The following is a 22103-nucleotide window of genomic DNA, read 5'->3' on the forward strand; positions in this document are numbered from 1 at the left end:
CTTATCCTAAATCTAAAAAATTAAGTTGTCTTAGCGCTTCAAACAAGATTATATTAGCAGAGTTTGCAAGGTTTAGACTCCTTCCAAAGTCTTTCAGCATCGGGATCTTTATCGCCATATCGTAATTTCCAAAGATCATATCCTCTGGCAATCCTCTCGTCTCCGGTCCAAACATTATGAAGTCTTCATCTTGAAATTCAACTTCTGTGTAGAGTTTCTTCGCCTTAGTCGTCGCCATGAAAAATCTGCCTTCTGGATACTTAGCGTATAGCTCCTCTACATTTTTATATATATTTATATCTACTAGGTCCCAATAGTCGAGGCCCGCTCTCTTTAAATGTTTGTCGTCTATTTCAAATCCAAATGGCTCTATAAGATGGAGCCTAGTGTGGGTTAGTCCACATGATCTAGCTATGGCTCCTGTGTTCCAGTGGATTTCTGGTTCATATAGTACAATGTTTAGTGACATTTTTCCTCCAATATTTCAATTGCGCATTTCACTCCGTCGATGGCGGAACTTATAATTCCTCCTGCATATCCTGCTCCTTCTCCGATTGGATATACATTTTCTATTGAGGATTTCATGTTCTCGTCTCTTATGATTCTAACTGGTGATGATGTTCTCGTTTCGCATCCTGTCAGAACCGCACCGTCTAAGAATCCTTCCATCTTCCTATCCATTTCAATAAGTCCTTCTCGAAGGGCTTCTGATATTTCTTTTGGATATATTTTCCAAAGATTTTCTATTTTAAATCCAGGTCTGTAACTTGGTTTTACATTTTCAAATTCTTTCGTCTCTCTCTTCTCTACAAAGTCTCTTGCAAGCATGACTGGTGCATGGTATTGCCCTCCGCCAAGGTCATAGGTCTTCTTTTCAATCTCTCTTTGAAAATACATGCCGCCAAGATTTCCATCGCCAAAGTCTCCTTCGTCCACAGTTACAACCACTGCAGAGTTTCCATTTTCAAGATCTCTCGCGTGGTAGCTCATTCCATTTACCACCACGGTGTTTTCTTCGCTCATTCCTGGAACTACCACTCCACCGGGGCACATACAGAATGTGTAGATGGATCTCTCGCCAGATTTTGCTCTCAGAGTGTAGGACGCTCTCGGTAGATCTTTGTAGTGTTCTTTGTACTGGGTTTTATCTATATATTCTTGGAGATGCTCGATTCTAAATCCCACTGCAAATGGTTTTGATTTCATCTCCATCTCTTTATTTAAATATTCGAAAGTATCTCTCGCAGAATTTCCAAGGGCAAGTACGATGTAGTCACTTAGGTAGCTGTTCTTCGTAGTTTTTATTCCAACTACATTTCTTTCGCCTTTAGAATTTTTTTCGTAAATAAATTCTTCAAACTTTTCGTTGTAGAAAAACTTAACTCCGATGGACTCCATGTACTTTCTCATATTTATTATGACTTGTCTTAGGACATCGGTACCTGCATGGGGCATCTTTTCGTAGAGAATATCTTCCGGAGCACCATGTTTAACTAGCACATCGAAGACATAGTGGCTCCTCTTGTCCTTGGAGCGAGAAGTGAGTTTACCATCGGAAAATGTACCTGCTCCTCCCTCTCCAAATTGGATGTTGGAGTCGACATTTAAAATTCCATCTTCCATTAGCCTTTCCACTTCTTCTGATCTAACTTCAATGGAGCTTCCTCTTTCGATTACATTTACCTTCGCTCCGTGTTCCGCAAGGAAGTAGGCTGCAAATAGTCCAGAAGGGCCTGCTCCCACCACTGTGACAGTCTTACCATTTCCGTTGGATGATGTCTCGAAGTTTTCTTCTTCAAAATCTTCCCAATCAAGACCCTTTAGTTTGATTCTGTCTCCCTCTACAAGGACTTGGTAGTTGTGGTAGACTTCGCGCCTTGCATCTATTGAATGTTTATATATTTTGTAGGTGAAGTTTTTCGATTTCAGTTTCTTTTCAAGTACTTCTCTTAAATCTTCACCGATATTTACTTTTATATTTCTTATTAAAATCATATTGAAACCATCTTCATCGTCTCGTAAAGTTTTCTGTTAAATTTATTCTTCGTTCTTAGGGCGGTGCCAATAGGTTCAGAAAAGATTCTGCCACCTCTTATTCCTATCGCTGCCGATTTATTTTCTAGTAGGCTCTCCACAGCGACAACTCCCATGGATGTAGCCATGATTCTATCTGCAGGACCAGGACTTCCTCCCCTTTGAATGTATCCAAGAATTGTCACTCTAGTTTCGATTCCCGTAAGCTTTTGAAGTTCTCTTGCAACTTCGTGAGCTTCTCCCGCACCTTCTGCAACGAGAATGATGTGGTGTCTCTTGCCACGATTCTTTCCTTCGAGCATCTTCTTTGCGATTTCATCCATGTTCGTTTCCATTTCTGGTACGATAATGGATTCCGCTCCGCCGGATATACCTGCATAGAGGGCAATGTCGCCACAGCTTCTCCCCATGACTTCCACCACATTTGCTCTGCCATGAGCTTCTGTGGTGTCCCTTATTTTTGAAATTGCATCTGTAACCGTTTCAACGGCGGTATAAAATCCAATAGTCGATTCCGTATATCCCATGTCGTTGTCAATGGTGCAAGGTATGACTGCAGTCTTTATTCCTTTTTTCTCAAGAGCCAAGGCTCCCTTAGCACTTCCATCTCCACCTAGAACTACGAGTTTATCTATATTATAAATTTTTAATTTACTTACCGCGCTCTCTTGACCTTCTTCTGTCTGAAATCTCTTGGAGCGAGAAGTCCCTAGGATGGTTCCGCCCTTTTGAATGATATCCGCAACAGAGGACAGATTTAGCTTTTCAATCTTACCGTCAATCAGTCCTTCGAATCCACCGTAGATTCCGTAGACTTCCATCCCTTTATAAATAGAAGTCCTCACCACCGCACGAATGGCTGCGTTCATTCCAGGCGCATCTCCACCGGAGGTCATAACTGCTATATTCATAACACACCTACTTTACTACAAACTTGTTTGGATCATTGTCGATTAGAGGTAGCACTTCGTACTTTAGCTCCTCAACCTTGTCCAAATCTATATACAAATCTTTTATTATCTTAAATGGGGTCTTCTTATTTTCATCATAGATGATGATTGGATTATTTCCCCTATACTTTCTAAATATGCCTGTGAGGGCACGATTGATTCCTTCGTCAAAACTTTTAACTGCGATGTAGAGAGTTCTGTTGTCCGATTCTTTCAAAGGCTCGATGGTGTTCACCAAGATCTTTGGCTCCTCAACATCAGAAGCACTGACTGTTCCTGTTACAGAGATGACCTCTTCCTCTTCTACTAGATATCCATAGTTTTGAAATACATTTGGAAAGACGATGAGCTCAATAGTGCCGAAGAAATCTTCCAATGTGGCAAAACACATCATCTTGTTGTTCTTTGTAATGAGATTTCTCTTTTGCTTTATGATTCCAGAAATCTTTACATTCTGTCCGTTTACAGGGTTTTCAAAAATCTTTGAAGTGTTAGTGCTGCTGTTGTTTTCTATTGCATTTCTATATGGATTTAACGGGTGACCGCTGGCGTAGATGCCGAGCATTTCGTATTCCATGTTAAGCTTCGTCTTTTCATCAAAATCTTTTAAGTTAGGCAGATCATCTTCGTCTGTCTTTTCATTAAACATGGAGAACTGTCCCTTTACATTGTTTTTGATTCCAGATTGAACAGATTCCAAAATTCTCTCATAAACAGCCAGGTACTTCGCACGATTTCCCGGTAGAAAGTCAAATGCTCCAGCCTTTATAAGAGATTCCAAAGCTCTCTTGTTTATTGCAGATGAATTTACTTCCACCACCCGTCTTATGAAGTCTGTCATGGAGGTAAACTTCTTTTCCTTTCTTGCTTCTACGATTGCATCGATGAAGTTGTCTCCCACATTTTTAACCGCTTTTAATCCGAATCTCACCGCATCTTCTTCAACGGTAAATTTATTTCTAGATTCGTTTACTGAAGGTGGAAGAAGTTTTATATTTAACCTCTTTAGCTCTTCTGCATAGAGTGCAACCTGTTTTGGAGAACTCATAAAGGAACTGATTTGTGAAGCCATAAATTCCTTTGGATAGTACCTCTTTAAAAACGCAGTTCTATATGCAACCACAGAATATGCAACTGAGTGAGATTTGTTGAATGCGTAGTTAGCAAAATCTATCATCAAGTCGTAGATTTCGTTGGCGCTCTTTTCGTCGACACCATTTGCAAGTGCTCCCTTTATAAGCACATTTCCCTCTTCATCTTTAAGTCCGTAGATGAAATTATTTCTCTCCTCTTCCATGACGGACATCTTCTTTTTACTCATGGCACGCCTTACAAGGTCCGCACGACCTAGACTGTATCCACCTATCTGTTGCACGATCTGCATAACCTGTTCTTGGTAGACGATACATCCGTAGGTTACGTTTAGTATCGGTTCAAGGGACGGATGAATGTAGGAAATTTTGGACGGATCGTGTTTTGATTCTATGAATCTAGGAATTTGAGACATAGGACCCGGTCTAAATAATGCGTTCGCCGCTACCAGGTCTTCAAAGGCATCCGCCTTTAGTTCCTTAAGAAACGCCCTCATTCCAGAGGATTCAAATTGGAATATTCCCAATGTGTTCGCATGTTTAAAGAGATCTATAACTTCTTTGTCATCAAAACCTTGGTCTTTAAAATCTATTTCTATTCCATAATTTTCCTTGACCATGTTCACAGCATCACGGATAACAGTTAAAGTTCTAAGTCCCAAGAAGTCCATCTTAAGTAGACCGAGTTCTTCTAGCTCCGTCATATTGAATTGGGTTAAAAGCTGCTCGTCGGTTCTCGCAAGAGGCACGTAATCCGTTACATCTCTGTTTGAAATTACCACACCAGCTGCGTGGGTGGACATATGTCTTGGAAGTCCTTCGACTTTTAGCGCCGTATCTATTATCCCCTTCACCTGCGGATCGTCTCTCATTGCATTTCTAAGATCCTCAGACATTTCAATCGCTTTATTTATGGTTATATTTAATTCTTGAGGAATCATCTTGGCAACTTGGTCCACCTTTGAGTAGGAAATATCCATTACACGACCTACGTCTCTTATGGCTCCCCTCGCCGCCATGGTTCCAAATGTGGCTATCTGTGCCACGTGATCCTTGCCATACTTTCTATTTACATACTCGATTACTTCTTCACGTCTTTCGTAGCAGAAGTCGATATCTATATCAGGCATGGAAACCCTCTCTGGATTTAAAAATCTTTCAAAGAGAAGATCAAATCTCAACGGATCCACGTCTATAATTCCCAGTCCGTAGGAAATGATTGAGCCAGCTGCAGAGCCTCTACCAGGACCGACCATAATTCCATTTTCTTTTGCGTAATTTATAAAGTCCCAAACAATTAAGAAGTAGTCTGTGTAACCCATGGAGATGATGGTGTTAAGTTCAAAATTAAACCTCTCCATAATCTTTTCGTCTAGGTTTTCGTATTTTTCTCTAAGCCCTTTTAGAGCAAGTTCTTTTAGATATTCGTCGTTTGTGTATCCATCTGGCACGTCGAACTTAGGTAGATGATAGTTGTGAAACTCGATGGTCACATTGCATCTTTTTGCTATTTCGTAAGTATTTTCTATTGCATCTACAAAATCCGGCAGAGCCTCTTTCATTTCATCTTCGCTCTTTAAATAGAATTCATCAGAAGGAAACTTCATCCTCTTTCCATCGGATAGAATAGTTCCAGTTTGGATACAAAGAAGCACATCGTGGGCTTTTGCATCTGATTTTTCTAAGTAATGCACATCGTTTGTCGCAGCAAGAGGTATCCCAAGTTCTCCACTTAAATTTCTAAGGTGAATATTCGCTTCAAGTTGCTCCCTAATACCATGGTTTTGAACCTCTAAAAAGAAATTGTCCTTTCCAAAAATATCTTGATATTCTAGAGCAGCTTTCCTTGCAGCTTCGAAGTCCCTATCCAAAATCTTTCTTTGCACTTCCCCTTGAAGACATGCAGAAAGGGCGATGATTCCCTCGCTGTATTCTCTCAAAACCTTCTTGTCCACGCGAGGTTTGTAGTAGAATCCATCTACCCAACCCTTAGAGACAATCTTCATAAGATTTTCGTAGCCCTTATTGTTTTCCGCAAGGAGAATCAAGTGGTACCTCTTGGAAGTCCTGTCTTTCACATTTAAATTCGTGGACGAAACATAGACCTCGCATCCCATGATAGGTTTCACCCCTTCATCCTTGCAAGCTTTATAAAATTGTATCGCCCCGAACATATTTCCGTGGTCAGTTATGGCAATAGAATCCATGCCGAGTTCTTTTACCTTCTTCGGCAATTCCTTGATCCTAGTAGAACCATCGAGCAAACTATATTCAGTATGCACGTGTAAATGTGTAAACATAAACTCCCTCTTACTCTATATCTTTTATCTTTCTTCTATTATATAAAAACAAGTATATAAAGACAAAGTTTTATTAAACCTTCTTTATAAAATTATATAGCCGCAAAATTTAAATCTCGCTAAAAAAACAAAAGAGCTTATAAAAAGCTCTTAAGAAATTATAAATTTATTTTCTATTAAATTTGCAAGACTACTTATCGCTTCATCTTCATCTGGACCGTCCACCTTGATTGTGATCTCTTCACCTTCAAATGCTCCAAGCGACATAATCCCTATGATGCTCTTGCCGTTTACCTCTTCTCCATCTAAAGAAAGTGTAATCTCAGATTGAAATCTATTTGCAGTCCTCACAAAAAGTGCCGCCGCTCTAGCGTGAAGTCCCTCTTCATTTGTAAGTACCAAATTCTTAGTCACCATCATATTCCCTCCTTAAATCATCAGCTATGTTTCGTATCTTTTTCATCCGATGGTTGACACCGCTCTTCCCAACCTTTGGATTTAGAAGCTCACCTAAATCCTTAAGAGAAGCATTTCTATTTACGAGTCTTAGTTTAGCAAGCTCATAAAGAGAATCTGGAAGAGACTCAAGGCCAATCATAGAATCAATATACATAATGTCATTTACCTGTTCAATAGATGAATTTACTATTTTTTCTAAATTTGCAGTTTCGCAATTTACCATTCTATTTACATTGTTACGAGTTTCCTTCATCGCCCGCACATTTTCAAATTCCAGCACACTGCCATTGGCACCGATGACCGTCAGCGTATCCGAGATCATCTCTGCCCCCTTTATGTAGAAGATAAATTTGTCAGATCTCTCAATAATATTTCCTGAAATTTGGTATTCATTAAGAATATTCTTTAAAATATCCGCAGCGTCCCTATTGGCAAACACCACTTCAAAATGGTAACCTCTCCTCGGATTAGTAACCGAGCCTGCCCCAAGAAAACAACCCCTCACAAACGCCTGCTTAGATTTTGAATCCGAAAGGTCCGGAGAAATTTCGTTATAAATTGAGAAATCTCCCTCGCCGTAACAGAAATTCAACAGTTTTCTAATGGCAGCATCATCACTTAAACTAATTGTGTAAATGTTTCTTTTAAGTTTAACATTCTTCCTTGCACTGGCATTTACATCGTCGGAATAAAAACTCTTAAGATGAGTAAAAATTCTCCTCGCCACCGGTGCATTTTCGGTGCTCAAACTTACCACGAGTCTTCCTTGTGCAATGGAGATGGATCCACAGGTACTTAGTAGTCCACAAAGCTCAGCGTCGACTAGGTAGTCCTCTTTTACGCTTACCTTTGCAGCTTCATTTTTAACACTCATAGAAAAACTCATATAACACCTCAATATAAACTACTATCATTATACAGAAGTTAAAGACAAAATAAAAGTGTTTTTAGCAATTTAATAATTTTTTTGAAAAGGTTTTTCTTTACGCGGAAGTTTACCCGTTCAAAAATCTTTTGTGTTTATCAAATAATTCTTATTAAAAATATGATCCAAATCACATTTTTATAAATTTATGACAATGTTTTCAACATTTTAGACTTCATATCCAATGCTTTTTCAAGAATAAATTGATCGGCAATAGTTTTTAAGCTTATAAATTTAATCTTTTCTTAATCGATTTATTTTTATAAAATAACTAATAATATTTTTCAAAATATTTTGTTATCTCAAATATTTCTAGTATAATACCATTGGAGGAATTTTAAATGAATATAAATAGAAATGATTTAATAGATATTTTAAAGGAAGAAGAAATCGACGAAAGACTTCTTAAAGAAATCGACGATTTTAGAAAATTTTATAAACTAGATGATTCTGTAATGGACCGTGTGGCTAGCCCAAGGTTTATCTACTACGGCAGTGACGTTTGGAACAAGGCAATCACCGCTATTCTCTCAGGATTTCACATTCTCTTATCCGGACCAAAGGCTACTGGGAAAAACGTACTATCTGAAAATTTGAGTCTACTTTTTAATAGACCTATGTGGACTGTGTCATTAAATGTTAATACTGATGCGGAAAGTTTAATCGGTTCAGATACTTTTAAGTCTGGTGAGGTTACTCTTAAGAAGGGTCCTGTCTATGAATGCGCAGAGTTCGGTGGATTTGGAATTCTTGACGAAATAAATATGGCGAAGAACGAAACTCTTTCCGTTATTCACTCTGCCCTAGACTATAGAAGGGTCATCGATGTGCCTGGATATAATCGTTTGAAGCTTCACGAAGCTACGAGATTTATCGCAACTATGAACCACGGCTACATCGGTACTAGAGATCTAAACGAAGCATTGGTTTCAAGATTTCTAGTTATTAATATGCCGACTATCGAAAAGAAATATTTGAAAAAGATTCTAAAGGTTGAAGGTGGACTTAAAGACGAATATGTAGAATTATTCTCTCAATTCTTCGAAGATTTGCAAGAAAAGTCTCTAAATTCTGAAATCAGTTCCAAGTCAATTGACCTAAGGGGACTTATCTCCGCATTGGAACTTATGAAGCGTGGACTTAGCATCAAGAATTCTCTCGAAATGGGTCTTATGGATAAATCCTTCGACTCCTACGAAAAAGAAATTGTAATGGATGTGTTCCGCACATTGTTTAGCAGCACTATAAATCCTGGTGATATATTTGTTAGATAAGATAAGAAGACAGAACCTGGTGTGGACCGTGTCGGAGGACTATCTGGCAGAAGGTTTTGAAATTTTCGAGAGAAATAGTTTCTACGAGGTTTCCCTCATCGCCTATGCCTACAAAGTCTACGACTTTAAAGCTTTTATAAATTTTGCAAAGGAAAATATTTTAAATCTCACCAATAGATTTGATATCATGACCATCGCCTTTCTAATTCTAGAAGAAAATTTAAAGGATGAGCTTCTAATAAAAAGACCCGGTCTTAAATCTTATAGAGAGGATTTTAAATCTTCTGCTATTCGTAAAAATCCCAAGAGTTTCGCAGATGAAATTCTAAAATGGTACTACGAAACGGAAGACGGATCCTATCCAAGGATTCACGAAAATATTGTAGAGATCTTAAAGAAGATTCGCGGTGTAAAAATTAAAAGTATTATGGATTTAATAGATATGCTTCTTAGTATTTTTAAATCCTACTTCCACGTTGAAAATTCTACTTCCATTGAAAAAATGGAAAAGACTTTAAAAGAAGCGAAGAAAAATCCAGAAATTTTAAAATCCAAACCGACATCGAAGAATTATTTGGAAGATTTCCAACTGGAAAAATATAATATTATGAGTTCCGAGTTCTTTGAAGAATCCTACGAAAATCTAAAGGTGGTCATGGAGACTGTGGAAGGAGAAACCGGAGAAAGCGACTTTCAAAAGACTGTAGAAAAACATTTTGGCAAAAATATTTTGTCCATTACGGACGAGCATATTTTGGAAAGCCAAGTATGCACAGGCATCCACAGAGGAATCAAAATCCACATGACTAAGGGCGATTTTCCAAGTGAAAGCTACTACAAGAGTCTAATCGATGACCAGAAATCTTCTAATAGAGAATTCTTCGAACTAAATAATCTCACCTACAAGAGAGGAATCACCAGTCTAAAAGAGACTATTAAAAATTCCCTTTTAAAAGAGTCTGAACATTATAAGATAATTTCAAGCTCTGGAGAAGTGGTTCCATCGAAACTTTGGAAGATAGATAGAACTAGCGACAATCGCGTGTTCAAGAAAGAATTTTTAAATGACTATGGGGAGCTTCGTGTGGATATACTCCTCGATTCGTCCGCATCTCAACACGAAAGGGCATCTGAAGTTGCAACCCAAGGGTATATAATTGCCCAGGCGCTTTCTGAATTAAATGTAAAGACTCGGGTGGTCGGATTTAACAATCTCTTCAACTACATGGTTTTAAATGTGTTTAGAGATTATGAAGACTCACAATACAAAAACTCAGAAATTTTTAAATATTATCCTTCCGGCTCAAACAGAGACGGACTCGCAATAAAGACCATGATTCACCTGATGAAGAAATCTTCTGCAGAGAGAAAGATACTTATCGTACTCTCAGATGGTAAACCAAATGACGAAGTAAATATAGCAAGCTTCGGCAAGAAGAAGCTGGATGCAGAAGACTATTTGGGAAATATGGCAATTTATGACACAGCCATGGAAGTTATGAATGCAAGAAACATCGGCATCAATGTCCTCGGAGTATTCACAGGAGAGCTAGAGGATCTAAATAGCGAAAAGATAATCTATGGCAATGACTTCGCCTACATTACAAAGATGAGTAGATTCTCTCAAATTGTAGGACTATTCTTTAAATCCGTGGCAAGTAAACTTGAATAAAAACTATTGACTGTTTTACTATGAAATTTTATGGACTTGAAGTTTTTAAATGATTTATAGTTTAACAGTCTTTTTTTACCGCTTATCCCAATATTTCTACCACTTATCGCAAAACAGATGAAACTGATTTACTAGCAGTCTATAATAATCATTAGGAGGTGGCTATGAAGGTTGAAATAATTATCGATGAATCCCTAGACGAAACTTCCGTCAAGATCTTCGCCAAGGAATATTCTAAAGAGATTGAAAATTTAAGAAATATGCTAGACGAAAACCCAATTGATAAAGTAGTAGCTTTTCGCGATGAAGAGGTGTTCATCCTATCCTTTGATGAAATAATTAGAATCTACGCAGAAGATAAAAATGTATTCGTAAAGACTAAGAGCGGAATTTATAAATCAAGGTTAAATGTTTCTGAATTTGATGCAAGGCTTGATAAAAACAAATTTATAAGAATATCAAGATCTGAAATAGTAAATCTTGATTATGTAAAGAGACTAGATCTATCTTTTACAGGTACCATAGCCGTGGAGCTTAAGAATGGAGATATAAGCTATGTCTCCCGTAGAAATCTAAAAGAATTTAAAAGGGTTTTGGGATTATAGGAGGATGTCATGAAAAATATAGAAAGAATTATTAAATCATTTATGATTGGGATTGGTGTCGGAGCTCTGATAGAAGCATTTATATCCCTAGGTATCGGAGAAAATATAGTGGGAGTTCCTGAGTTTGTAGAAAGTTTAAAACCAGGAAGTGCAAAGATTGTTCAATGCATGGTCTATGGTGGTTTTGGATTGGTGCCTGAACTTTTTTCAATAATTTTAAAGCTTAAAGAAAATCATACTGTACCTAAACAAATTATCCATTTTGCAGTGCTAACTATCTACTTTTTATGTGCCGCACATTATCTAAAATGGTTCGATGGTACAAGAGCCCTAATCTACTCACTAATAATCTTTGTAATAGTTTACTTAGTAATTACTTTTATCTACTATATTTTAGCAAAGAAAACTATTGATGATGTAAATAGAAAATTAGCAAATTAAAAGATTATTTTTATTACTAAATCACAAAAGACGAGGAAAATAAATCCTCGTCTTTTATTTTAATTTTATCCAATAATCATATTTAATATTAGTAGCGCCACAAGTCCTACCACCCAGGCGATAGTTGTTGTGATTGACCAGACTCTTATCTGTTCTTTTGGATCTTCTATTCCGATGGTTCTATTTACAACGTTGAAGAAACTATCGTTGAAGTAACTGAAGAATAGTGATCCAACGCAGGCTGATAGGGTCGCCATAACTGGATTTACATTTAGACTTGCCATTATAGGTGCGGTTATAGATGCCGCTGTTAGCATTGCTACCGTTCCGGATCCTTGAATAAATCTTATTATGGTTGCAATTATAAATGGAAGTAGTATATGTGGTACGTTTAAATCTTTTATGATTTCTGCAATGTGGTTACCTACTCCACTATCTCTTAGCACTTGTCCTAGGGCTCCACCTGCTCCAGTGATAAGGATGATTATTCCTGCAGATTCTATCCCAACTTCCATTACCTTTATAACTTCTCTTCTTTCCATATGAGATGCAAGGGTAAAGATTGCAAGAAGTAGTCCAATGGCAACTGCAACTATCGGCGTGCCGAAGAATTGGAAAAATACGCTTGCTTGTCCTGTCACTCCCAAAGCTTTTGAAACTGTAGATAGAAGTATCAAAATAATTGGAATTATTATAGGCATAAAAGATTTTGTAGCTGAAGGAAGTTCTTCATCGAGTTTTACTTCTGCTGCTCCTAAATTTTCTCCTCCTGCAGGTCTTATCCATTCACCATCTTCTCCTGGAATTTGGTAAATCTTATTTCCAAGCCATTTTCCATATGCCAATACTGCTAAAAGCATAGGCACTGCTATAATCATTCCATAGATGATTACAAGGCCGACATTTGCTCCGAAGATTCCCGCTGCTCCAACTGGTCCTGGTGTAGGTGGCACAAGTGAGTGGGTAATTACTAATCCTCCTGCCAAACAAACTGCAAGACTTACTATGGATTTTTTGCTAGCCTTTGAAAGAGCTTTTATAAGTGATGCAAGGATTACGAATCCTGAGTCACAATAGATTGGAATTGAAACTAAAAATCCTGTGATTGCTAGTGCTTCTTCCTCTTTATTGACTCCAAGTTTTTTAATAAATGTATTCGCCATGGTCTTTGCAGCTCCAGTAGCTTCAAAGATCTGTCCCATCATAACTCCAAATCCAATTATGATTCCTATGGAACCTAGGGTTGAACCAAATCCGGAACTGATTGCAGAGATTACCATTTCTTGTGGCATCCCACCTGCAATTCCTACGAATACAGCAGTTATTATTAGCGCCAAGAATGTGTGTATCTTGGTCTTTAAGATCATAATCATCAGAAATACTATTCCAACTCCAAGAGCGATTAGCATTCTCGTACCGTCTAAAACGAAATTCTCCATATGGTCCTCACTTATTTTATATTTTATTTATGGTTAAATTTTGGGGCGTACTTCGCCGCAAGGATTACTGCTTCAATCATTGAAACGGCAGACGCAATATTCTTACCTGCAACTGGATAAGCCGTTCCGTGGTCTACAGAAGTTCTTAAAAATGGCATTGAGTTTGTGATTGCAATAGTTCTGTAGAAGTCGTATGTCTTCGTAGCTATATGACCTTGGTCATGGTATAGAGAAAGAACTGATGAGAATGTTCCTTCAAGTGCCATGTGAAATACTGAGTCCGCTCCAATAGGTCCCACTACATCATATCCAAGCTTCCTAGCTTCTTTAATTGCAGGTTCGATTTCATTTACTTCTTCGTATCCAAATAGTCCGTGTTCACCGCAGTGAGGGTTAAGTCCTGCAACAGCCATAGTTCCTTCTACGCCAAGTTTCTTCATAGCTTCAGAACATCTTATGATGTAGTCAAGGACTCTGTCGTACTTAACCATTTCGATTGCCTTACTTAGACTTACGTGTCTTGAAAGGAAGAACACTCTTAAATTGTTCACTTCAAACATGGTAAGAGGATCATGAACTCCTGATACTTCTTCGAGCATTTCAGTGTGCCCGATGTATGGAACTTCTGCCGCTCTTAGTGATTCCTTGTTAATTGGAGTGGTTGCCATTGCATCTAGTTTTTTCTCCATGCAAAGTTGAGCGGTCTTCTCAACATATTTAAATGAAGCAAGGCCGCATCTCGCATCTACTTTTCCAAATTCATAGTCTGAATTTACAATATCTAGATCGAGCATATCGATGGTTCCTTCTTCAAACTTAGCTTCTTCAACTGAAGAAACTACATTTACCTTTAGTTTTGAGTTTGTGATTTCAATCGCACGATTTATAACGAAAAGATCTCCCACTAAAAATGGTCTAGATACTTCCCAAACTTTCTTTTCTTCAAATGTCTTAACGGTTATTTCCGGTCCAATTCCAGCCGGATCTCCTAGTGGTATTCCAATAATAGGTCTTTCCATAATTCCTCCTAATTTTCTTCTACTTCAGTGGAAAGTTTATTTAGGCAGACTTCCATAGTCTTTGCGTCTCCAACCATTCCACCTTTAGTTACTATTCTCAAATCATCAAACGCTCCGCCGGTTAACCTTCCATAGGCAACCAGTGGCTCTAGTTCTTCTCTAATTGTAATTCCGGCAGAATTTAAAAGTTTCACAAGTTCCACCGTAATATCTCCTCCGCTGGTGTAGACTCCTGCGAAAGAATGTTTGCTATTTAAAATTTCCTTGCCAATTTCTCCAAGTCCACTTGAGATTAAAATGGAAATCTCATCTATGGTAATATTTCTCTCTTTAGATATTTCTACCAGGTCAAGCCTCTTATCTCCTTCTTCAAAAGGTGTTGTCGTCACTAGAAGAAGATTGTTGTCCTCTAAAATTAAATCAGCTTTACTCGTCACACTCTTTATCTCCAAATCCCTCTTGTCTTCGTCAATGAGGTTTTTTGCAGAGACTTTTATGACTTTTACATCCTGATTATTTAGTAGATCTCTAATCTGTTTAATAGTTATATCTGTGACAGAACCGCAGATCATAAGCACCTTGCTAAGTAGATTTTCCTTATCCAAAATAGATCTTGCAATATGCATTGAAAATGGTCCCGGATCCACAGAGAAGAATTTGATATGAGATTCAAACACTGCTTTTCCGATTATCTCCAAATGACTATCTAAAACCGCATCAAATACCAACAGACTTATTCCTTCGTCGTAGTATTTTTTAATAAGTTGGGATAGATGTGTAGCTCCTTTTTCAATGTCCGAAAGATTTATGGACTTAATCTTTCCATTTAGTCCATCCTTTAAAATCTCCTCCACATTGTCGCTTGATACTGGCATCTTCGGATCTCTTCCCGCATCCGTATTGGTCAAAAGATTTCCTTCTACAAGCATAGTTCCATTTATAACAATTCTTTTACTGCTTGGAAATGCAGGGACACAAATCCCCATATATCCTGGAAGCTCTTCAAAAAAAGCATTTATTTCGTAGGAAATATTGCCCCTCATAGTAGAGTCTATTCTCTTCGAATAAAACATAGGATTTAAACTTTTCATATACTTTAGAGCTTCTTTTACACATTGGTATGCTTCTTCAGGATGAATAGCCCTTGAAAGTGTACTATAACTTACCACATCTATGTCTTCATTTACTTCTTCTGCAAAATCAATCATACTAAGAGCATTTAGCCCCACCTTTTTCAGTAGTGAACAGGTGGCGTTAGATCCAGTAAGATCGTCTGCAATGATTGCAAATTTTACCATTTAACTCTCCATAATTGTATTTGCCTTAATTATACCATCTAAAGATATTCATCTTCAATACAGTTAACACTTCTCATGAGTCTATATATTTTGCAAAAAAAATAAAAGGGGTGTTCCCCCTTTATTTTGTAAAATTTGGTATATTTGAAATCATGGTTACAAATTCACATCTCTTTAGTTTATTTGTCGGCTTAAAGGTTCCGTCTGGATAACCGCTAATAGTTTTATTTGAAACTAAAAGTTCGATTTCATTTAAATAATTTATATCCCTTTCATCCTTAAATTTATTTACATTTTCTTTGCCAGTTTTGTAATTGAAGAAATGAGCCATTACATAGGAAATTTCATCCCTTCTAGCTTCTGTTTCCAAATCTACATTTTGTAAAATATTTTTAGGAAGTCTTGAAAGGACGAATCTCACATCATCATCTCCCCAAGTTCCTTTTACGAATTTCGGATTACTATTTTTAACTACTGAAAGACCAACCAAATTTTTATCTCCAAGTCTTTTAATCATGGATAGAGCCTCTCTATAAGTAAGAGGTCTTTCCGGTTTAAAAGTTCCATCAGGATATCCCATAATTATCTGTTCTTTTACGAATCTTTCGATATTTTTTTCTGCCCAATGACCTTTTATATCAGATAGATTGGCACTCTTCTTAACATCTACTACATTTTCTGTCTTGAAAGTGGTGTTCTTTTTATCTGCGTTGAAATCTTCCATTTTAATTTTAGTCCTTGGAAAATCTGTGTAGTGGAATGGATTTTTACCAAAGCCTTCTATACCTTTTTCTAGAACCAATGTGTTATAGGTCTTGTAAGTTGCAACCATGTAACAGTTGTCACATCCATCTAGAGGATATTCCAACACCTTGTCCTCTGCTTGGATTACTCTGGCATCTCTCTCATATGGAGTGTAGATTTTATAAGTCGCTTCCAAATTATTTGTCTTAGCTGGAATGGTAACGAACTTTCTACCTTCATGCATGTAAAATCTCACCTGTTGCAATGCATTTGACGCTTCATTTAGAAGATTAAATCCCTTATTTTCTTTAATTTCGATGTAGTCAGAGATGTATGCAAAGTCTGTCGCCACAGTTCTATTTCCGTTTTTAATCTTTACCATAGCAGAAGCTTCCACTAGGTCCAAATCTTTTTCTGTGAAGTAAACAGTCTTTTCAGTTTCGAATTTCAAATTCATTCTACCAGTTGATTTTGATTTTGAAACTTCTACTTGAAGCTCACCACTATATCCATTAGGTAGGTTTGGAGTTGTGATTTCATATCCGTTATCAGTCTTTTTAAATCTCACTTCAGAAGCAAGTCTTCTTACAACATCATCGTCCCTAGTTTGATAAAAATCAGAAGTGCTCTTCGTTTCTTTTCCAACATTGTATGTGACGCTGTCTGAAGAAAGTGTAGTTCCATCGAAAGAAACAGATTCAATACTCATCTTATATTCTCCACCGTAGTATCCATAGCCCACAAATATCTTTTGTTCCCTATCAGATGTGGTGAAGTTGCCCAAATCTTTGGAATCACCATTGCCATAGTAAGAAATACTAACCCTTGATTTAAAATTTTCTGAAGCCTTAGGAATGATTGCATAGACCTCTCCTCTTTCAACTATGAAGTAGAAACCGTCCACATATTTTGAAGAGCTTCTGCCCACCATTTCATTCTTTGCAAGCTCCACTAAGTATCTAGGGTTTGCCCTATTATTTTCTTGTAAATTTTTATTTTCTGTAAATTTAAGCTCGATCCTATCCGCTGCAAATGCGTCGGAAGGAATAGAAATAAACATAGCTAAAACTAGAAAATATATGATCTTTTTAAAATTTTTCATAATCCACCTCTTACATCATATTTACCTAATTTTATCAATTATTAAACAGAGGCGTTCTTAACCAGAGTCTCAAGAAATTTGTTTTTGTTTATTTTCTTTATCCACCCTATGCTATAATGAATTTAAAAGGGAGGTAAATATGAAGAAAAAATTATTTGTAAGCATTTTGTTCATTAACTTACTATTCGTAGGTGTGATGGCAAAATCAGATGTCAACCTATTCATCGATGGCAAGCTTCAAGATGGCGATGTCATCGTAAAAGAGTCCAGAACTTTTGTACCACTTAGATTTATTTCTGAAACCCTTGGCTACAAAGTTGAATACTTCGATGAAACCAAGGCTATTAAAATTTCAAACGATACTGACGTAGTGGATCTAAAGGTAAATTCCAAAGACTTTGCAAAAAATGGCGAAGCAAGCGAAATGGATGTAAAGACATTTTTAAGCAACAATTATACTTTCGTTCCACTTAGATTTATTTCTGAAGCATTTGGAAAAGAAGTTGGTTGGGATGAACCTTCAAGATCTGTTTACATCGGCAAGAAGCCTGCAGAATTTCCAAAACCTGCACCTAAGGTAAGTTCAAATTATGTGGTTAAAGACTATCCTCAATACGGATTTAAACTACTTGTACCTAAGGATGTAGATGCAAAACTAGAAATAAAACCTAGCGAATATGATGAAGGTGTATCAGTTTATTCTAAGTATGTAAATGTGGAAGGTAAGAAGTATGGATATGATAATACCGGATTCTTAGGTTCTTACTACTTTATAACAGAAAAAGATGAATATGACACGAATTTTAAAACTATACTTAACGGAGAAAAAGGTTGCGTAGTTAGAGTAGACGCACAAGATTTTATGGAACCTACAGGACCTCTTGCCGATGAAATGTTAAGATCATTTAAACTATTTGACAGGATCATCCTAGTTCCATCAGGAAATAAGGTTAAGGAAATGAGCGGCACAACTGCAACACTTGACGGAGGTAAGTTCATCTACACGTTTGGAAATCCAAAAGTAACTGCTACCATAAACGAAAAAGATCTTATGAAGCTTCAACTCGAATTCTCCAAAGATGGAATTGAATTCTATGACGTTGAAAATTTCAGTTTCGGTGGAAGTGTAAGATTGGTCTACCAAGATGTTGCAACTAATGAAGATGCTTGCACAGTCGCCAAAAATGGCAAAATGTTCTTGTTGACCGATGAAGCAAGAGACGTTCAATACGAAGAAAACAAAAAAGCTTCCTACGATAAAGCACGATCTATTGTAATAAATAATATTAAATTTAAAATCTCTTCCGGAGAAAATACTCTAAATGGATTTACAAAAGGAATACTTCAATAGTAGAAAAATAAATAGAAATTAAAATAGCGGCTAGTCCGCTATTTTTTATTTAATTTTTTCTTTTTAATTTAGAATTTAATTTTCAAATGTTTTCTATGAAAATTATATGTTTAATAACTCATATATCGGGTATAAATTATCTAACATAATAATGAACAATGTTCATATTTTAAGTTGCCACAAAAAATTTTTTTAAGGGGGATACATAATGGCAAGTTTAACTAATAAAATGGGACGCAAGACTGCAGAGAAAATAATCGATAGTTCTATAAAAAGTTTTAACGATGACCCTCAAAAGGCTATGCTAAAGCTTTTGGATTACGGTCAAAAAATGAAAGTCTTTGATGATAGAAAGTTTGAAGATGCTAAGAAAAACGTAGAAAATATGGATCACAAATGGGTAAAGATGGCATTCGATGTATATGAACACACAGATCCAAATATTTTAAAACAGACAGCGCTAAATGTAGGATACCAAGCAGGGTTATACGGATCCCTAGTTCAAAGAAAGATTCGTAAGCGCCTGGGCACCAATGTACCTTGGACAATATTATTCGACCCTACCAGTGCCTGTAACTTAAAATGTACAGGATGTTGGGCTGCAGAGTACGGTCATAAATTAAATCTAACCTTTGAAGAGATGGACGATATCATAACCCAAGGCAAAGAGCTCGGCTGTTATTTCTATCTACTGACTGGTGGAGAGCCTCTAGTTCGTAAAGATGATTTGATCCGCCTTTGCGAAAAACACAACGACTGCGGCTTCCATGCATTTACAAACGGAACCCTAATAGACAAAGAATTCTGCGAAGAAGTAAAACGCGTAGGCAACCTTTCATTTGCAGTTTCTCTTGAAGGATTTGAAGAAGCTAACGATTTTAGACGTGGAGATGGAGTCTTTGAAAAAGTAGTTAAAGCTATGGAGCTTATGCGCGAAGAAGGTTTACTTTTCGGAATTGCAGTATGCTATACCTCAAAGAATTATAAGACAGTAACCTCAGATGAATTCTTACAGTTCGTTCAAGATAAGGGAGCTCGCCTTGCGTGGTTCTTCCACTACATGCCAGTAGGAAAAGATGCAGTGGTAGATCTAATGCTTAAGCCAGATCAAAGAAAGTACATGATCCACCGCATTCGTGACATAAGAAAGGATCCTAACGGTTTTCAACTATTCCCTATCGATTTCCAAAACGATGGAGAATTTATAAACGGTTGTATCGCCGGAGGCAAAAACTATCTCCATATAAATGCAAATGGAGACGTGGAACCTTGCGTATTCATCCACTACTCCTCAGCAAATATAAGGGACACCAGCATAAAAGATGCACTTGCTCAACCACTGTTCCGTCAATATCAACAAAATCAACCATTTAACGAAAATCATTTCAGACCTTGCCCAATGCTTGAAAATCCAGAGTTTCTACGTCATATGGTAGAGACTTCACAGGCTCACTCCACAGATTTAATCGCAAGCGAAAGCGCCGAAGAACTCTGTACAAAATGTGATGCCTATGCCAAGGAATGGCGTCCAATGGCTGAAGAAATTTGGAAGGAATATAATTCCGATTGGAATCAAGAGAAAGTAAATAAAAAAGACCACACCATTGTGCGTTGATAATATCCTATATAAATAATAATTATAGCGGCAGTTTTCGGCTGTCGTTTTTTTATACTATTTTATAAAACTCCGTTTAGAAATCTTCAGTATAAGTTTAATTATTTTAATTTTTATGTTAATTTAATTAATATTTTTAATTTAAAACTTAATTTTTTTTAATATTTATATTGCATTTTTGAATTTTAGTAGTACAATTAAGTTAAAGATGAAAGGAGAATCTTATGGCAAATAAAATTCCAGGCACTTGTCCTTTCTGTGGCAAGCCAACCGTTGCAACTAGAATCGAATGTAAACACTGTAATATTTCCATAGAAGGAGATTTCTATTTAACTAAGTTTAACCAGCTTACAGAAGAGCAACTTAAAATGGTGGAACTTTTCCTTGTTAGTCGTGGAAGTATTAAAGAAATGGAACGCATGATGGGAATATCCTATCCAACTGTGCGTAATAAATTGGAAGAAATAGTGGTGGCTCTAGGTTACCCAGAAGATACAGAGATAACTCTTAGTCGTTCAGAAGTTTTAGATAAACTGGATAAGGGTGAAATCACTTCTGAAGAAGCTGTAAATTTACTTAAACAAAGGAGGGATTAATTTGAAAGAACAAGATCAAATTCTAGAAATGTTACAAAAAGGAAAGATTACAGTAGAAGAAGCGAAAGAGCTTTTAAATGCTTTGGACTACGAAGAACCGATAAATAAGAAGAATAAAAATGTCATCTCCTTCGATGTAGATAAGGCGAAGGAAGGATTCCAAGGTATAGAAAAAAGCGTAAATGATTTTATAAAAACTACATTCGCAACTATTTTCGATAAGGATTTTACTTTCCAAATCAAAGGAAAATTCGACCTTTTCCAAAAACTATTTAAGGTAGATGTTTCTAATATGAAAAACCCAGAACTTTTTATTTACAATAGAAATGGATCTGTTCAGTTGGAAGAGTCTGACGATGATGAGCTAAATATAAATGTTAAAGTCCACTACAAAAATATGGAAAACTTCGAAGAAAGTGACTTCTTCACCTTTGAAAATGATGGCGAACACATTTCTTTTAAATCAAAAAAACCTAGCGAAAATGAGCAGTTCTACCTAGAAGTAGTGGCACAAATTCCAAGTAGAGAATTTTCAAATATTGTGGTAGATACTACCAACGCACCTATTTTTGCAGAAGATATTTTCGCGTCAAAACTTGATCTATCCACCACAAACGGAAAGATAATACTTGAGGATTCAAATGTAGACGAACTATCTATAACCACATCCAACGGACCGATTAATATAGAAGACACAAAAGGCTCAGTGGCAAATGTAAAATCATCCAATAGCAAGATTATTATGGAAGATATTTCTTTTGATGATTTTAAAGGTACAACTTCCAACGGCAAGATAAATGGAGAGAACTTGGACTTCTCCGATTTGAATCTACATACCTCAAACGGTTCTATCCTTTTAGAAAATCTTTCTACAGATCGACTAAAAAAAGCAAGTCTCAAAAGCTCCAACGGAGATTTGTCTATGGAACTTGGAAGTCTAAGACGCAGGGCAAACTTTGACCTCGCAACCACCTCCGGAAGAATCAATTTAAATATTCCCGTTGAGATGAAATCAAATTCCCAAAAGGATACCTACTCCTATAACAAACACATCGTCGCATCCACTACCCATTTCGAAGAAGAAGGAAACGCTATTGATTTCGTACTAGCAACAGCAAATGCAAATATAAATATTGAAGACAACAAAAACATAGACTAAAAAAAAAATACAAAATAAAAAGCAACGAT

18 protein-coding genes are annotated in these 22103 nt (G+C 36.8%); 8 read left to right on the top strand and 10 right to left on the bottom strand.

Features of this window, described 5'->3' with window-relative positions:
• Position 1: 1 nt before the first annotated feature.
• From HMPREF9225_RS00840 to whiA, 6 genes are all read right to left on the bottom strand, one after another.
• Positions 2-469: a tRNA (cytidine(34)-2'-O)-methyltransferase gene (locus HMPREF9225_RS00840; RefSeq protein WP_008901020.1), complete on the bottom strand. Its 468-nt coding sequence runs from the start codon at positions 467-469 to the stop codon at positions 2-4.
• A complete protein-coding gene (locus HMPREF9225_RS00845) occupies positions 460-1995 on the bottom strand; it encodes an NAD(P)/FAD-dependent oxidoreductase (protein WP_008901021.1) in 1536 nt (511 codons plus the stop codon). Before HMPREF9225_RS00845 ends, HMPREF9225_RS00840 begins: the two co-directional genes overlap by 10 nt.
• The gene (gene pfkA, locus HMPREF9225_RS00850) at positions 1992-2945 is read right to left on the bottom strand and encodes a 6-phosphofructokinase (RefSeq protein WP_008901022.1); all 954 of its coding nucleotides are present in this window, start codon (positions 2943-2945) and stop codon (positions 1992-1994) included. The genes HMPREF9225_RS00845 and pfkA overlap by 4 nt, the downstream gene beginning before the upstream one ends.
• Positions 2946-2952: 7 nt before the next feature.
• Positions 2953-6375, bottom strand: a complete 3423-nt coding sequence (locus HMPREF9225_RS00855) for a DNA polymerase III subunit alpha (protein WP_008901023.1) — start codon at positions 6373-6375, stop codon at positions 2953-2955.
• 150 nt (positions 6376-6525) lie between these two features.
• The gene (locus tag HMPREF9225_RS00860) at positions 6526-6792 is read right to left on the bottom strand and encodes an HPr family phosphocarrier protein (protein WP_008901024.1); all 267 of its coding nucleotides are present in this window, start codon (positions 6790-6792) and stop codon (positions 6526-6528) included.
• Entirely contained in the window at positions 6782-7708 is a 927-nt protein-coding gene (gene whiA / locus HMPREF9225_RS00865; protein ID WP_245526529.1) for a DNA-binding protein WhiA, read from the bottom strand. Before whiA ends, HMPREF9225_RS00860 begins: the two co-directional genes overlap by 11 nt.
• Before the next feature lie 392 nt (positions 7709-8100).
• On the opposite strand from whiA, the gene HMPREF9225_RS00870 reads away from it, so the two are divergent.
• The 4 genes from HMPREF9225_RS00870 to HMPREF9225_RS00885 all read left to right on the top strand — a co-directional run bounded on the left by HMPREF9225_RS00870 (position 8101) and on the right by HMPREF9225_RS00885 (position 11751).
• Positions 8101-9033 (top strand): AAA family ATPase, encoded by a 933-nt coding sequence (locus tag HMPREF9225_RS00870; RefSeq protein ID WP_008901026.1) that lies wholly within the window; start codon positions 8101-8103, stop codon positions 9031-9033.
• Positions 9023-10705, top strand: a complete 1683-nt coding sequence (locus tag HMPREF9225_RS00875; protein ID WP_050748277.1) for a vWA domain-containing protein — start codon at positions 9023-9025, stop codon at positions 10703-10705. Before HMPREF9225_RS00870 ends, HMPREF9225_RS00875 begins: the two co-directional genes overlap by 11 nt.
• Positions 10706-10869: 164 nt before the next feature.
• Complete coding sequence (locus HMPREF9225_RS00880; RefSeq protein ID WP_008901028.1) at positions 10870-11310, top strand: LytTR family DNA-binding domain-containing protein; 441 nt, start codon at positions 10870-10872, stop codon at positions 11308-11310.
• A 9-nt stretch (positions 11311-11319) separates the two neighbouring features.
• On the top strand, positions 11320-11751 hold the full coding sequence (locus HMPREF9225_RS00885; RefSeq protein WP_008901029.1) for a DUF3021 domain-containing protein: 432 nt from the start codon (positions 11320-11322) through the stop codon (positions 11749-11751).
• A gap of 65 nt (positions 11752-11816) precedes the next feature.
• On the opposite strand, the gene HMPREF9225_RS00890 is transcribed toward HMPREF9225_RS00885, so the two are convergent.
• From HMPREF9225_RS00890 to HMPREF9225_RS00905, 4 genes are all read right to left on the bottom strand, one after another.
• Positions 11817-13190 carry a GntP family permease gene (locus tag HMPREF9225_RS00890; protein ID WP_008901030.1) on the bottom strand — a complete coding sequence of 458 codons (1374 nt, stop codon included), beginning with the start codon at positions 13188-13190 and terminating at the stop codon, positions 11817-11819.
• 23 nt (positions 13191-13213) lie between these two features.
• On the bottom strand, positions 13214-14209 hold the full coding sequence (gene pdxA, locus HMPREF9225_RS00895; RefSeq protein WP_008901031.1) for a 4-hydroxythreonine-4-phosphate dehydrogenase PdxA: 996 nt from the start codon (positions 14207-14209) through the stop codon (positions 13214-13216).
• A gap of 8 nt (positions 14210-14217) precedes the next feature.
• A complete protein-coding gene (locus HMPREF9225_RS00900; protein WP_008901032.1) occupies positions 14218-15507 on the bottom strand; it encodes a four-carbon acid sugar kinase family protein in 1290 nt (429 codons plus the stop codon).
• A gap of 121 nt (positions 15508-15628) precedes the next feature.
• On the bottom strand, positions 15629-17353 hold the full coding sequence (locus tag HMPREF9225_RS00905) for an S-layer homology domain-containing protein (RefSeq protein WP_008901033.1): 1725 nt from the start codon (positions 17351-17353) through the stop codon (positions 15629-15631).
• Positions 17354-17492: 139 nt separating this feature from the next.
• Between HMPREF9225_RS00905 and HMPREF9225_RS09710 the strand changes: the two genes are divergently transcribed.
• From HMPREF9225_RS09710 to HMPREF9225_RS00925, 4 genes are all read left to right on the top strand, one after another.
• Positions 17493-18704, top strand: a complete 1212-nt coding sequence (locus HMPREF9225_RS09710; RefSeq protein WP_008901034.1) for a copper amine oxidase N-terminal domain-containing protein — start codon at positions 17493-17495, stop codon at positions 18702-18704.
• A gap of 208 nt (positions 18705-18912) precedes the next feature.
• Positions 18913-20319: a radical SAM/SPASM domain-containing protein gene (locus HMPREF9225_RS00915; RefSeq protein WP_008901035.1), complete on the top strand. Its 1407-nt coding sequence runs from the start codon at positions 18913-18915 to the stop codon at positions 20317-20319.
• A gap of 224 nt (positions 20320-20543) precedes the next feature.
• Positions 20544-20915, top strand: coding sequence for a DUF2089 domain-containing protein (locus HMPREF9225_RS00920; protein ID WP_008901036.1), 372 nt, complete (start codon positions 20544-20546; stop codon positions 20913-20915).
• Between the two features lies 1 nt (position 20916).
• Positions 20917-22074 (top strand): DUF4097 family beta strand repeat-containing protein, encoded by a 1158-nt coding sequence (locus HMPREF9225_RS00925; RefSeq protein WP_008901037.1) that lies wholly within the window; start codon positions 20917-20919, stop codon positions 22072-22074.
• Positions 22075-22103 lie beyond the last annotated feature (29 nt).

This window comes from Peptoniphilus duerdenii ATCC BAA-1640 (assembly GCF_000146345.1).
Taxonomy (GTDB): Bacteria; Bacillota; Clostridia; order Tissierellales; family Peptoniphilaceae; genus Peptoniphilus_B; species Peptoniphilus_B duerdenii.